At 61.8% G+C, this 12816-nt stretch carries 12 protein-coding genes and 1 pseudogene; 5 read left to right on the top strand and 8 right to left on the bottom strand.

Going from position 1 to position 12816, the window contains the following annotated elements; genetic code table 11:
* Positions 1-34: 34 nt before the first annotated feature.
* Positions 35-1036 carry a 2-hydroxyacid dehydrogenase gene (locus tag ACFOJ9_RS37800; RefSeq protein ID WP_378987162.1) on the bottom strand — a complete coding sequence of 334 codons (1002 nt, stop codon included), beginning with the start codon at positions 1034-1036 and terminating at the stop codon, positions 35-37.
* A gap of 159 nt (positions 1037-1195) precedes the next feature.
* Between ACFOJ9_RS37800 and ACFOJ9_RS37795 the strand changes: the two genes are divergently transcribed.
* On the top strand, positions 1196-1756 hold the full coding sequence (locus tag ACFOJ9_RS37795) for an SH3 domain-containing protein (RefSeq protein ID WP_378987160.1): 561 nt from the start codon (positions 1196-1198) through the stop codon (positions 1754-1756).
* A 39-nt stretch (positions 1757-1795) separates the two neighbouring features.
* Here the strand turns inward: ACFOJ9_RS37795 and ACFOJ9_RS37790 are convergent, their stop codons facing one another.
* Both ACFOJ9_RS37790 and irrA read right to left on the bottom strand, forming a co-directional pair.
* Positions 1796-2155, bottom strand: coding sequence for a DUF4260 domain-containing protein (locus tag ACFOJ9_RS37790; RefSeq protein WP_378987157.1), 360 nt, complete (start codon positions 2153-2155; stop codon positions 1796-1798).
* 46 nt (positions 2156-2201) lie between these two features.
* On the bottom strand, positions 2202-2633 hold the full coding sequence (irrA, locus tag ACFOJ9_RS37785) for an iron response transcriptional regulator IrrA (RefSeq protein ID WP_378987154.1): 432 nt from the start codon (positions 2631-2633) through the stop codon (positions 2202-2204).
* Positions 2634-2876: 243 nt separating this feature from the next.
* Between irrA and fabA the strand changes: the two genes are divergently transcribed.
* The 4 genes from fabA to ACFOJ9_RS37765 all read left to right on the top strand — a co-directional run bounded on the left by fabA (position 2877) and on the right by ACFOJ9_RS37765 (position 7239).
* Positions 2877-3392: a 3-hydroxyacyl-[acyl-carrier-protein] dehydratase FabA gene (gene fabA / locus ACFOJ9_RS37780; protein ID WP_057143126.1), complete on the top strand. Its 516-nt coding sequence runs from the start codon at positions 2877-2879 to the stop codon at positions 3390-3392.
* Positions 3393-3441: 49 nt separating this feature from the next.
* Positions 3442-4662, top strand: a complete 1221-nt coding sequence (fabB, locus tag ACFOJ9_RS37775) for a beta-ketoacyl-ACP synthase I (protein WP_378987151.1) — start codon at positions 3442-3444, stop codon at positions 4660-4662.
* Between the two features lie 13 nt (positions 4663-4675).
* Entirely contained in the window at positions 4676-5488 is an 813-nt protein-coding gene (fabI, locus tag ACFOJ9_RS37770) for an enoyl-ACP reductase FabI (RefSeq protein WP_378987148.1), read from the top strand.
* 206 nt (positions 5489-5694) lie between these two features.
* On the top strand, positions 5695-7239 hold the full coding sequence (locus ACFOJ9_RS37765; protein ID WP_378987145.1) for a putative bifunctional diguanylate cyclase/phosphodiesterase: 1545 nt from the start codon (positions 5695-5697) through the stop codon (positions 7237-7239).
* Positions 7240-7257: 18 nt separating this feature from the next.
* Here ACFOJ9_RS37765 and ACFOJ9_RS37760 read toward each other — a convergent pair whose 3' ends face one another.
* From ACFOJ9_RS37760 to truB, 5 genes and pseudogenes are all read right to left on the bottom strand, one after another.
* A complete protein-coding gene (locus tag ACFOJ9_RS37760; RefSeq protein WP_378987142.1) occupies positions 7258-8277 on the bottom strand; it encodes a class I SAM-dependent methyltransferase in 1020 nt (339 codons plus the stop codon).
* A gap of 132 nt (positions 8278-8409) precedes the next feature.
* On the bottom strand, positions 8410-10557 hold the full coding sequence (gene pnp, locus ACFOJ9_RS37755) for a polyribonucleotide nucleotidyltransferase (protein ID WP_378987139.1): 2148 nt from the start codon (positions 10555-10557) through the stop codon (positions 8410-8412).
* A gap of 278 nt (positions 10558-10835) precedes the next feature.
* On the bottom strand, positions 10836-11210 hold the full coding sequence (rpsO, locus tag ACFOJ9_RS37750; RefSeq protein WP_378987136.1) for a 30S ribosomal protein S15: 375 nt from the start codon (positions 11208-11210) through the stop codon (positions 10836-10838).
* Between the two features lie 77 nt (positions 11211-11287).
* Positions 11288-12382 (bottom strand): magnesium/cobalt transporter CorA, encoded by a 1095-nt coding sequence (corA, locus tag ACFOJ9_RS37745; protein ID WP_378987133.1) that lies wholly within the window; start codon positions 12380-12382, stop codon positions 11288-11290.
* A 144-nt stretch (positions 12383-12526) separates the two neighbouring features.
* A pseudogene (gene truB / locus ACFOJ9_RS37740) lies at positions 12527-12766 on the bottom strand (tRNA pseudouridine(55) synthase TruB); the annotation flags it as partial.
* Between the last annotated feature and the right edge of the window lie 50 nt (positions 12767-12816).

The following is a 12816-nucleotide window of genomic DNA, read 5'->3' as shown; positions in this document are numbered from 1 at the left end:
AACCGTTTCCACTTTTCGGGATCATGCTCCAGCGTCAGGTTCTGAGCGGCAGCACGCGGTCCGGCGGGCGGTGGCCGTCGACGAACGCCCGGATGTTGATGATGACCTTTTCACCCATATCGATGCGGCCCTCGAGCGTCGCCGAGCCCATATGCGGCAGAAGCACGACCTTGTTCTTGGCGGCGAGCTTCAGCAGCTTGCTGTTCAAAGCCGGCTCGTGCTCGTAGACGTCAAGACCGGCGCCGGCGATCCTGCCGTCCTGGATCAGCTTGACCAGAGCTTCCTCGTCGATGATGTCGCCGCGCGCGGTGTTGACGACATAGGCCGTGGGCTGCAGCAGCGCCAGCCGCCGCGCCGAAAGCAGATGGAAGGTTGCCGGCGTCGACGGGCAGTTGACCGAAATGATGTCCATACGGGCAAGCATCTGGTCGAGGCTTTCCCAATAGGTCGCTTCCAGCCCTTCCTCGACCGCCGGCAGCACGCGATGGCGATTGTGATAGTGGATCGAAAGACCGAAGGCCTTGGCCCGCCTGGCGACGGCAGTGCCGATGCGGCCCATGCCGACAATGCCGAGCCGCTTGCCCCAGATGCGCCGGCCGAGCATCCAGGTCGGCGACCAGCCGGCCCATTTCTTGTCACCGGTCAGCACATTGGCGCCTTCCGCCAGCCGCCGCGGCACCGCCAGCATCAGCGCCATGGTCATGTCGGCCGTATCTTCTGTCAGCACGTTGGGCGTGTTGGTAACGGTGATGCCCTTCTTCGCCGCCGCAGCGACATCGATCTTGTCGACGCCATTGCCGAAATTGGCGATCAGCTTGAGGTTCTCACCGGCCTGGGCGATCAGCGCCGCGTCGATATTATCGGTTATGGTGGGCACCAGAACGTCGGCCTCCTTGACCGCCGCGACCAGTTCCGGCTGCGTCATCGGCCTGTCCTCGACATTCAGCCGGGCGTCGAACAGTTCGCGCATGCGGGTCTCGACCGGATCGGGCAGCTTGCGCGTGATGACGACGAGAGGCTTCTTTTTGCCTACCATTGTTTCCTCGTACCCCGATCTCGTTGAGACCTCTTTAACCAAGACCGGCGAAACTGAAAGCTGGTCGCGGTGCCGATTACCCCATGTAACAAGCGGTGCCGCCGAAGACAAAGAAAAAGGGGCGCCGATGCCGGCAGGCAAGCGCCGAAAGGAATGAAAGTGTCTGGTTTCGCGTCGTTTCGCCTGACCCTCAGCGCAGCACTTCTCAGCGCTTTGCTCTATTCTCCGCTTGCTGCGGCGCAGAGTGCGGCGGCACCTGCCCAGAGCGTCGTCACGCTCGGGCCGAGCGGCTTGCCGCTGCCGCGATTCGTCAGCCTGAAATCCGGTCGGGTCAACTCGCGCGTCGGCCCCGGTGCCAACTACTCGGTCGACTGGATGTATATGAAGGCCGGCCTGCCGATGGAGATCATCCAGGAATTCGACACATGGCGCCGCGTGCGCGATGCCGATGGTTCGGAAGGCTGGATCAACCAGTCGCTGCTTTCCGGCCGGCGCACGGCAATCGTTGCACCGTGGCAGCGCGGCAAGGGCGCCCAGATCAACCTTCTCAACAGTCCCGACAAGGACGCAAGGGTGGTCGCGATGGTCGAGCCGGGTGTCATGGGCACGATCAAGTCCTGCGACGGCCAGTGGTGCGAAATGACGTTCGATGGCCACACCGGCTGGCTTGCCCAGTCGATTGTCTGGGGCGCCTATCCTGGCGAACGGGTCAAGGACTGATTTTTTGAGCGCGATCTGTCGAAGATTCGCGGTCGTGATTTAGCGCCCGATACGGCCGAGATGAGTGTCCTGAAAGCTGGTCGACAGCTTCAGGCCGTAGCCCAGCGCACGGTCGATGGCGATGTGGGCGATCCAGATCAGCGCAACCGCCATCGCGGTCGCATTGCCCCACATGTGCCCGGCGAGCAGCAGCAGTACCGGCACGATCAGGATATGCAAGGCGTTGTAGGCAAGGGCACCGATGCGCGGCCCCGCCAGATAGCCCGACATCGACAGGTCAGGCGCCAGGATAAGCAATCCGAACAGCCACCAGGACATATCAGTTGAGCCGTAGAAAACGACGGCAGCCAGCGCCACAATGGCCCATTCGAGCCGGATTGCCAGATCGAGGGGTTTCATCCCTGGCCGATGATTCCGGCCTGGCCGATCATTCCGGCCTCGCCGGTCATTCGCGGCGTTTGGGGCGCAGCCTCACCACGATATCGACATTGGCGATCTCCATCCCTTCCGGCGGCTCCGGCAGGTTGGCAACCGTCACCGGACCGCTGTCGATGTCGAATATGCGGTTTTCGCCTTCGATGTAGAAATGGTGGTGGTCGGAGGTGTTAGTGTCGAAATAGGTCTTCGCGCCCTCGACGGCGAGGATGCGCAACAGGCCTGCCTGAGTGAACTGGTGAAGGGCATTGTAGACGGTGGCCAGCGATACTGGCACGCCGGCGACGACCGCCTCCTCGTGCAGTTCCTCGGCCGACAGATGACGGTCGCCCTTGGCGAAAAGCAGGTCGGCCAGCGCAATGCGCTGACGCGTCGGCCTCAGGCCGGCTTCACGGACCCGCTTGTCCACAGCGACATTTTCCTTCCGACCGTCCAGGTCCATCTTCTCGTCGAACCCCACACTTCCGCCCCAAGACACGCCCAGAATGGCAAAAAAATGAACATCTGCCGAAACCGGACCTCCCAAGACATATATTCTGTCGCCCGAATGCGATCAATAGCGCGCATTGACCCAGGCAGACGAGCAGGTTAAGCGCAAACGCCGGTTTCCGGCCTGAAACAGATTGTGTTAGGAAACCAACGACAAGGGCACCCGATAGCCCAGAACGATATGGGGATGAGATTGATGGCGGGTAAATCCAGCTACGAATACGACGAATTGCTGGCCTGCGCCCGCGGCGAACTGTTCGGGCCGGGTAATGCCCAGCTTCCCTATCCGCCCATGCTGATGTTCGACCGCATCACCGAGATCAGCGAGACGGGCGGCGCCTTCGAGAAGGGTTTCATCCGCGCGGAATTCGACATCAAGCCGGACCTGTGGTTCTTTGCCTGCCATTTCATCGGCAATCCGATCATGCCGGGGTGCCTCGGCCTCGACGCCATGTGGCAATTGACGGGCTTTTATCTTGGCTGGCTGGGCGAACCCGGCAAGGGTATGGCACTGTCGACCGGTGAAGTGAAATTCAAGGGCATGGTGACGCCCTCGGTGAAGAAGGTCGAGTATGGCATCGACTTCAAGCGCGTGATGCGTGGCCGGTTGGTGCTCGGCATCGCCGATGGCTGGCTGAAGGCGGATGGCGAACCCATATACGCGGCAACGGATTTGAAGGTCGGTCTGTCCAAGCAGTCGGCGGTCGCTTGACCACAGCCCTGGCCAGCTCTCTGGCCAGCACCCCTGGAAGGAGTTGCGAATGAGACGTGTCGTAGTCACAGGCATCGGCATTGTGTCGTCGATCGGCAACAATGCCAACGAGGTGCAGACCTCTCTGCATGACGCCAGATCCGGCATCAGCTTCTCCGATTCCTTCGCCGAGCATGGCTTCCGCTGCCAGGTCTGGGGAGCGCCGACGCTCGATCCATCGGCCATGATCGACCGCCGCGCGATGCGCTTCCTAAGCCAGGGTGCGGCCTGGAACCACGTCGCCATGGATCAGGCGATCGCGGATGCTGGCCTCGGCGAGAGCGACATCACCAATGAGCGCACCGGCATCGTCATGGGTTCGGGCGGACCATCCACCCGCACCATCGTCGAAGCGGCCGAAATCACGCTGAAGAACGGCAGTCCCAAACGCATCGGTCCGTTCGCGGTGCCGAAGGCGATGTCGTCGACCGCGTCGGCAACGCTTGCGACCTGGTTCAAGATCCACGGCGTCAACTATTCGATCTCGTCGGCCTGCTCGACCTCGGCGCATTGCATCGGCAATGGCTACGAATTGATCCAGTGGGGCAAGCAGGACATGGTCTTTGCCGGCGGCCACGAGGATCTCGACTGGACAATGTCGGACCTGTTCGACGCCATGGGCGCCATGTCGTCGAAATTCAACGACAATGCATCGACCGCTTCCCGCGCGTATGATGCCAATCGCGACGGCTTCGTCATCGCCGGCGGCGCCGGCGTGCTGGTGCTGGAAGAGCTGGAGCATGCCAAGGCGCGCGGCGCCAAGATCTATGCCGAGATCGTCGGCTACGGCGCGACCTCGGATGGCTACGACATGGTTGCCCCTTCAGGCGAAGGCGCGGTCCGCTGCATGCGCCAGGCGCTGGCCACGGTGTCCACGCCGGTCGACTACATCAACACCCATGGCACGTCGACGCCGGTGGGAGACTCCAAGGAAATGGGCGCGATCCGCGAAGTGTTCGGCCCAGAGATGCCGTACATCACCTCGACGAAATCGCTGACCGGCCATTCGCTGGGCGCCGCCGGCGTGCAGGAATCCATTTACTCGATCCTGATGATGCAGGGCGGCTTCATCGGCGAAAGCGCCCATATCGAGACCCTCGATCCCGAATTCGAGGGCATGCCGATCGTGCGAAAGCGCATCGACGACGCCAGGATCGACACTGTCTTGTCAAATTCGTTCGGCTTCGGTGGCACCAACGCTACGCTCGTTTTCCAGCGCTATTCCGCATAAGGATTTGCCGGCCATGGACGGATTGATGAAGGGCAAGCGTGGGCTTGTCATGGGTGTCGCCAACGATCATTCGATCGCCTGGGGAATCGCCCGGAAATTGTCCGAACATGGGGCAGAACTCGCCTTCACCTATCAGGGCGATGCCTTCGGGCGCCGGGTCAAGCCGCTGGCCGACAAGCTCGGCGCCTCGCTGGTCGTGCCGTGCGACGTCGAGGACAGCGCTTCGGTCGCCGCCACGTTCGAGACGGTGGGCAAGGAATGGGGCGGGCTGGATTTCGTCGTCCACGCCATCGGCTTTTCCGACAAGAACGAGCTGAAAGGCCTTTACGCCGACACCAGCCGGGACAATTTCGTCCGCACCATGGTGATCTCCTGCTATTCCTTCACCGAGGTCGCCCGCCATGCCGCTACCTTGATGCGGGACGGCGGATCGATGATCACGCTGACCTATGCGGGGTCGGTCCGCGTCATGCCGAACTACAATGTCATGGGCGTCGCCAAGGCCGGCCTGGAGGCCAGTGTGCGCTATCTCGCCAACGACTACGGTCCGCGCGGCATCAGGGTCAACGGCATATCGGCTGGACCGGTGCGCACACTTGCCGGCGCCGGCATTTCCGACGCGCGCCACATGTTCTCCTACCAGCAGCGCAACTCACCGCTGCGCCGCACGGTGACCATCGACGAGGTCGGCGGCTCGGCGCTTTATCTGTTGTCCGATCTGTCTTCCGGCGTTACCGGCGAAATCCACTATGTCGATTCCGGCTATCACATTGTTTCCATGCCGACGCTCGACGAATTGAAGCAGACCGACGGCGGGCGAGACTAATGCATGTCGCCCAAAAAGTGCGCAGCGGTTTTGGACAACGACATTTATAAAACAAAAGCTTAAAATGCGCCGACTGAACCCGTTTCAACGCGACGCGCTTTTAACCAGCTCAAGAAATACTTTTGGTCCAATAAAATTAGACGCATTCGCGGAAATGCATTTTAAGGAGATATCCGCTAGAAAGCCCCGTACTCTGGGGTCTTTCAATGTCCGCCGTCAGCAACCCGAAGCGAACACCGGTGTTCCGACTGCTCACCATAGCAAGTTCGGGTATCGGCAGTTTCGTCCTCGGACTCTGGGGCCTGAAGCACGGTCTCGGCGATGGCTTTGCCGGCATCTCCGCGGACATGATGGTCGCAGTGATGGCCGCCCTTTGCGCACTGGCGGCGTCGTTAGCCGCGATGTCCTTCTTCGCCGGCGTCGATGAATCGGCGGATTTCGTCTTCACGGAAACCCATTTCGACAAGCTGACCGGCCTTTTGGCGCGCCCGGCGATGGTCGGCAAGATTGCCGAGGCGGCATGCGCGACAAGCCGGACCGGCGAGCCGATGTTCCTCATCGACGTCGACATCGACCGGTTCAAGCAGATCAACGACGCCATCGGCTACAGCCAGGGCGACGAGTTGATCCGCGCCTTCACCAAGCGATTGAAGACTTGCGTGCCGCAGCGCGCGCTGATCGGACGCATCGGCGCCGGTGAATTCGCGATTCTGCTCCCCGACAATCAGCTGTCCGGGTCGCTGGAAAGCACTATCGAAAGGCTCATCGACGAGATGATGGAGCCCTATGAGCTCAGCACGCACCTGCAATCGGTCAGCCTGTCGGTGGGCATCGTGGCGATGCCAAAGGACGGCGTCGATCCCGTCCTCATCCTGCGCCGCTCCAATCTGGCGCTGCAGAATGCCCGCGCCAGCGGCGTCGGCAACTGGTCTGTCTTCCATGCCGAAATGGGCAGGGTCGCCGACCATCGCCAATGGATCGAATCCGAACTGAATACAGCCTTCGAGCGTGGTGACTTCGATCTTCACTACCAGCCGCAGCTCGATCTCCCGACCGGCCGCATCGTCGGCTACGAAGCGCTGATCCGCTGGCGGCATCCCGAACGCGGCATGATCCCGCCGATGGAGTTCATCCCGATCGCCGAGGAAACCGGCATGATCGGCCCGATCGGCGAATGGGTGCTGCGCAGGGCTTGCAGTGACGCCCGGCATCTGCCCGACGATTGCTTCGTCGCCGTCAACATCTCGCCCGTGCAGTTCATGACCAAGGACTTCGTCGGTATCGTGCGCGATACCATGACGAGCACCGGCATCAAGCCATCGCGGCTGGAACTGGAAGTGACCGAGACGGCGATGATGCAGGACCGCGACCGCGCCGCCACGATCCTGAAGCAGCTTGCGGACATGGGCATCTCGGTCGCCGTCGACGATTTCGGCACCGGCTATTCCAATTTGAGCTACCTGATCGATTTCTCGTTCGGCAAGCTGAAGATCGACCGCTCATTCGTCAGCCGCCTCGATACGGATTCCAGCTCCGGCGCGGTCGTCTCGACCATCGTCGGGCTGTCGCGCGCGCTTGGCGTCAGCATCATCGCCGAAGGCGTCGAAACCGAGAGCCAGGCGACGCTGCTGCGGGCAGCCGGCTGCGAGGTGGTGCAAGGCTACCTGTTCGGCAGGCCGGCGCCACTCAAGATCAGGGTTGGCGACGCGCATGTCACCGACGAGGTCCGACGCGTCGCCAATCTGCATTGAGCGCGCTGCGATATCGCTTCAACGCCGCGCGACAAGCACCTTGAACATACCGTCGCGGGCGAGTTCTGCATGGCTCGAAAAGGCAGCCGACAGGATCGGCTCATAGGGAAGCTGACGGTTGGCGACCATGAACAGCCGCCCTCCAGGCTTCAAGGCCTTGGCCGCCGCGCGGATCATGCCGGCGCCGATCTCCGGCTCGGCCGCCCGGCTGCGATGAAAGGGCGGATTCATGACGATCGCGTCGTAGCGCTTCTCGACCGGTTCCTTCAACAGATCGACCCAGAAGAAATTCTGGGCGATCGACTGGCCAACCCCTGCCAGATTGAGCTTTGCGGCTTCGAGCGAGGCGAAATCGGCCTCATAGAGGTCGAGCGCTGAAATGCCCGGTGAGCGGGCGGCGATCTCGGCAGCCAGATAACCCCAGCCGGCGCAGAAGTCGGCAACGCTGCCCCGCAGATCATTGGGCAGGTTCTCGACAAGCAATTTCGAGCCGGTATCAAGCCGGTCGAAGGAAAACATGCCGGGCGCGGTGCGGAACCGGCCTTCAACCAGCAGGCCGGGATTGGCGGTGCGCAGTTCTTCCGCGGCGGCCAGGTCGGCGGGACGGCGTAACCAGAAGGCGATGCCGTGATATTTCGGCAGATGGCCCTCAAGCGGCACAAGCTCGTCAACGCGCTTGCGCAGGCTGGCAATGCCATTGTCCTTGCCGCCGGCAATGACGACCAGGCCGCCCGGCGCCACGCGCTCAAGCGCTTCGGCGAGGCGCACTTCGTTCAGACCCCGATGCCGGCCGGCAAGCACAAGTGCCATATCGAAGCTGTCGCCTTCCGCTTGCGCGGTGACGACAAAGCCGGACGCCTGCAGCGCTTGAAAATGCGGCCGGAAGCCTTGCACGAGGTGAAGCGCGGCCTCGAAGCCTTCTGGCAGGCGAAAACCCGGCTCGGCGCCGAGAAACAGCGCGCGCTCACCCTTTCCCGGCAAAGCAACGGCCTCGGCCTCAAAGGGATGAAAAAGCGTCTTCAACGGCTCGGCGGACATTGTTCGATCTCGAAACGAGGCCTGTCTTGACAATCTGGAAATGAAAAGACGGGCTGAAAATGAAAAGCTGCCTGAAAATGAAAACGGGCGCGACATAAGCCGCGCCCGCTTCGATTCATGAACCGAGACCGATCAGGCGGCGTTTTCTTCGCCTTCGGTCTTCTTGTCGCGGGCGAGTTCCTTGCCGGTTGCCTGGTCGACGACCTTCATCGACAGGCGGACCTTGCCGCGCTCGTCGAAGCCCATCAGCTTGACCCAGACCTTGTCGCCTTCCTTGACCACGTCCGAGGTCTTGGCGACCCGGTCGTTGGCAAGCTGCGAGATGTGGACGAGGCCGTCACGCGGGCCGAAGAAGTTGACGAAAGCGCCGAAGTCGGCGGTCTTGACGACCGTGCCTTCGTAGATTTCGCCGACTTCCGGCTCGGCGACGATGGTGTGGATCCACTTCTTGGCCGCCTCGATCTCCTTGGCGTTCGACGAAGCGATCTTGACCGTGCCGTCGTCCTCGATGTTGATCTTGGCGCCGGTCTTTTCGACGATCTCGCGGATGACCTTGCCGCCCGAGCCGATCACGTCACGGATCTTGTCGGTCGGGATGTGCATCACTTCGATGCGCGGTGCGAACTCACCGAGTTCCGAACGCGCGCCGGTCAGAGCATGCGCCATCTCGCCGAGGATATGCTGGCGGCCATCCTTGGCCTGGTCCAGCGCGATCTTCATGATCTCCTCGGTGATGCCCTCGATCTTGATGTCCATCTGCAGCGAGGTGATGCCGTTGGCGGTGCCGGCGACCTTGAAGTCCATATCGCCGAGGTGATCCTCGTCACCCAGGATGTCGGACAGAACCGCGAAGCGCTCGCCTTCCTTGATCAGGCCCATGGCAATGCCGGCGACGGGCTTGGCCAGCGGCACGCCGGCATCCATCAGCGCCAGCGAGGTGCCGCAGACGGTCGCCATCGACGACGAGCCGTTGGACTCGGTGATCTCCGAGACCACGCGCAGCGTGTAGGGGAACTGGTCAGCGCTCGGCAGCATCGGGCGGATAGCGCGCCAGGCGAGCTTGCCATGGCCGATTTCGCGGCGACCCGGCGAACCCATGCGGCCGGTCTCGCCGACGGAGTAGGGAGGGAAGTTATAATGAAGGAGGAACTTCTCCTTGTACATGCCGGTCAGCGAATCGACATACTGCTCGTCCTCGCCGGTGCCGAGCGTGGCAACGACCAGCGCCTGGGTCTCGCCGCGGGTGAACAGCGCCGAACCATGGGTGCGCGGCAGGACGCCGACTTCGGAGACGATCTTGCGGACCGTCTTGAGGTCACGGCCATCGATGCGCGAACCGGTGTCGAGGATGTTCCAGCGCACGACCTTGGCCTGGAGTTCCTTGAACACGCTGCCGATCTGCTCGGAAGTGTACTTGGCGTCTTCGCCTTCAGCCGGGGCGAACGCAGCCTTGACCTTCGCCTTGACGGCGTCGACGGCGGCGTAGCGCTTCTGCTTGTCGACGTTCTTGTAGGCATTGCTGAGTTCGTCGCCGACGATCTTCAGCATCTCGGCTTCAAGCGCGGAATAGTCCGGCGCGGTGAAGTCGCGCGGCTCCTTGGCGGCAACTTCGGCCAGCTTGATGATGGCGTCGATGACCGGCTGGAAGCCCTTGTGGCCGAACATGACGGCGCCGAGCATCAGCTCTTCGCCCAATTCCTTGGCCTCGGACTCAACCATCAGCACGGCGTCGGTGGTGCCGGCGACGATCAGGTCGAGCTTCGATTCCTGCATCTCGTCGACATGCGGGTTGAGCACGTATTCGCCGTTGATGTAGCCGACGCGCGCGCCGCCGATCGGGCCCATGAAGGGCACGCCCGAGAGCGTCAGGGCAGCCGAGGTGGCGACGATCGACAGGATGTCGGGATCGTTCTCGAGGTCATGCTGGACGACAGTGACGACGATCTGCGTGTCGTTCTTGTAGCCCGCGGCGAAGAGCGGGCGGATCGGGCGGTCGATGAGGCGGGAAACCAGCGTTTCCTTCTCGCTCGGACGGCCTTCACGCTTGAAATAGCCACCTGGGATCTTGCCCGCGGCGTAGGTCTTTTCCTGGTAGTTGACGGTCAGCGGGAAGAAATCGAGGCCGGGCTTCGGCTCTTTCATCGAAACGACGGTGGCGAGGACCTTGGTCTCGCCGTAGGTGGCGAGCACCGCGCCATCAGCCTGGCGGGCGATCTTGCCGGTTTCGAGGATGAGCGGACGGCCGCCCCATTCGATTTCCACTTTGTGGTGATTGAACATATCTTGTCCTTAATATGAGGAAAGGGCCGCGCCGTTTCACGGTGCGCGGATGCCCTTTCCCTGGCTTCCTTTCTCGGGCAGCCACGGGCAAGACAACGGGAAGCTCGGGTAATTTCGGCGCGGCGAGCGCGCGCGAGCGTCCTGCAATCCTGCCCCATGACCGTCCATGGGCGGTTTCGAGTGCCCTCTGCACGATCGAAACCGGGTCTGGCCAGTCGATGCGACTGGCAGAATGCGCGACCGGCGGGCTCTCCGAAGAAAGCCCGCCGGTCAATTCGTCAACGGCGCAGACCGAGCTTCTCGATCAACGTCTGATAGCGCGCGTCATCCTTGCGCTTGAGATAATCAAGCAGGCTGCGGCGCTGGGAGACGAGAGCAAGCAGACCACGGCGGGAATGGTTATCCTTCTTGTGGTCCTTGAAGTGGTCGGTCAGGTTCTTGATGCGCTCGGAAAGGATGGCCACCTGGACTTCCGGAGACCCGGTATCGCCCTTGGCGGTTGCGAATTCACCCATCAATTCCTGTTTGCGCTCGGCAGTAATCGACATCGTGTTTTTCCTTATCTGTTTGAGGAAACGGGTCGCCCTCAGCCGGGATGTCGTCCAGCAGGGGCCGGTGTAGGCAAAGCGTCTTAGCGCTATGCTGCGGCGCATATAGTGCAATTCCCCGGAAAACACCAGCCCAATTCACAAGCCGGCTTTTCAGGCCAAAATGGCAGGTTTTATCCTTGTCAAAGCCATTTCTTCCATTTGAAGAAGGCGATCAGCCCGAACGCGACAAGCGCCATGAACAGCAGCGATAGGGGATAGCCGTAGTAGGCCTTCAGTTCCGGCATGTTCCAGGGCGACGACTCCGGATCGAAATTCATGCCCCAGATACCGACCAGGAAGGTCAGTGGCATGAAGATGACCGAGACGATGGTGAGATAGCTGATGACGTCGTTGGTGCGCGCCTGGCTCAGCGACAGATGCATCTCGATCAGGCCGGTCAGCATCTCGCGCTGGGTTTCGACCAGTTCGATCAGCCTGAGCGAATGGTCGAGCGTGTCGTTGAGGAAGATCTTGGTTTCGGCCTTCACATAGGGCACGTCGTTGCGGATCAGCGTCGCCAGCGCATCGCGCATCGGCCACAGCACGCCTTTCAGCACATTGGCATCGCGCCGCAATTCATGCAGCTGCCGCATCTGATGCTTGTGCGGCGAATGCAGCATCTCGTCCTCGATGCTGTCGACCATGTCGCCGGCGGCCTCGATCGGCGGGAAATAACTGTCGACGATGGCGTCGATCAGCGCATAGGCGAGGTAATCGGCACCGCGGGCGCGCAACCGGTTGGGCGCCGAGCTTTCGATGCGCTTGCGCACGGGATCGAACGGGTCGCCTTCGCGTTCCTGGAAGGTGACGACGAAATTGTTGCCGAAGAAGACGGCGATCTGCTCATAGCGGTGCGACGTGACATCGTCGATCATCCTGACGACGACGAAGGCATGGTCCTCGAAGAAGTCGACCTTCGGCCGCTGGCCGGTGTTGACGACGTCCTCCAGCGCCAGCGGATGCAGGCTGAAAATGCGGCCGATCTCCTCGATCAGCGGGATGTTGGCGAGGCCGGTGCAATCGAGCCAGATGACCGGCCATTTGTCGCAATGGGTGTTGAGGTCGTCGATGCTGGCATTTTCGATAGTCTTGAATTTTTCGGGCGAGATCAGCGTCAGCCTGAGTTCGCTGCGCCGCGCCGACGGGTCGGCGATCAGCGTGCCCGGCGACGCACCGACCGGCGGCCGCCGCGTCTTCACCGGCGCCCGCTTCTTGATCGCCCCAGCCTGTGCCATATGCCCCTCGCGCGAGTCCTGGCTCGACATTAGAGCAGTTCACCGTTTCACGGAAACGGCGAACCGCTCTAACTCTTTGTTTTGACGCAATTCCGAACGGAAAACCGTTCACACTTTTCCTGGAATTGCTCTAGACGACAGGAGTCACCCGGCAAAGACCCGCTTGGGCTTGAACATGCCTTGCTCGATGGCACCGATGGCGACCAGCTTGCCGCGCGCCGTGGCGCAGGCTTCCTCGGCTTCCACCGGTGCATCACGGCCGCGGATGATGACTGGATTGCCGAGGCGGATCTTGGTCGCCGCATCGTCGCTGATGGCGATCTGCGGCAGGCAGTCGAGAGCCGCCGATGTATCGACCAGAAGCGCATCGATGGCGTCGAAGTCGATTGGTACTTCCACCGCGTCTGCGACTTCTGTCGTATCAGCGGCTTCTG

Origin of the sequence: Mesorhizobium cantuariense, assembly GCF_042647205.1 — a bacterium.
Classification (GTDB): Bacteria; Pseudomonadota; Alphaproteobacteria; order Rhizobiales; family Rhizobiaceae; genus Mesorhizobium; species Mesorhizobium cantuariense.
This window is presented reverse-complemented; position numbering and strand designations above follow the sequence as displayed.

Bases quoted from the DNA above. Each gene is read 5' to 3' on its own strand.
- fabI (WP_378987148.1), top strand. From the start codon at position 4,676: ATGGACGGATTGATGAAGGGCAAGCGTGGGCTTGTCATGGGTGTCGCC.
- rpsO (WP_378987136.1), bottom strand. From the start codon at position 11,210: ATGCGCCGCAGCATAGCGCTAAGACGCTTTGCCTACACCGGCCCCTGC.
- fabA (WP_057143126.1), top strand. From the start codon at position 2,877: ATGGCGGGTAAATCCAGCTACGAATACGACGAATTGCTGGCCTGCGCC.
- ACFOJ9_RS37765 (WP_378987145.1), top strand. From the start codon at position 5,695: ATGTCCGCCGTCAGCAACCCGAAGCGAACACCGGTGTTCCGACTGCTC.
- irrA (WP_378987154.1), bottom strand. From the start codon at position 2,633: ATGGACCTGGACGGTCGGAAGGAAAATGTCGCTGTGGACAAGCGGGTC.
- fabB (WP_378987151.1), top strand. From the start codon at position 3,442: ATGAGACGTGTCGTAGTCACAGGCATCGGCATTGTGTCGTCGATCGGC.
- pnp (WP_378987139.1), bottom strand. From the start codon at position 10,557: ATGTTCAATCACCACAAAGTGGAAATCGAATGGGGCGGCCGTCCGCTC.
- corA (WP_378987133.1), bottom strand. From the start codon at position 12,382: ATGGCACAGGCTGGGGCGATCAAGAAGCGGGCGCCGGTGAAGACGCGG.
- ACFOJ9_RS37800 (WP_378987162.1), bottom strand. From the start codon at position 1,036: ATGGTAGGCAAAAAGAAGCCTCTCGTCGTCATCACGCGCAAGCTGCCC.
- ACFOJ9_RS37790 (WP_378987157.1), bottom strand. From the start codon at position 2,155: ATGAAACCCCTCGATCTGGCAATCCGGCTCGAATGGGCCATTGTGGCG.
- ACFOJ9_RS37760 (WP_378987142.1), bottom strand. From the start codon at position 8,277: ATGTCCGCCGAGCCGTTGAAGACGCTTTTTCATCCCTTTGAGGCCGAG.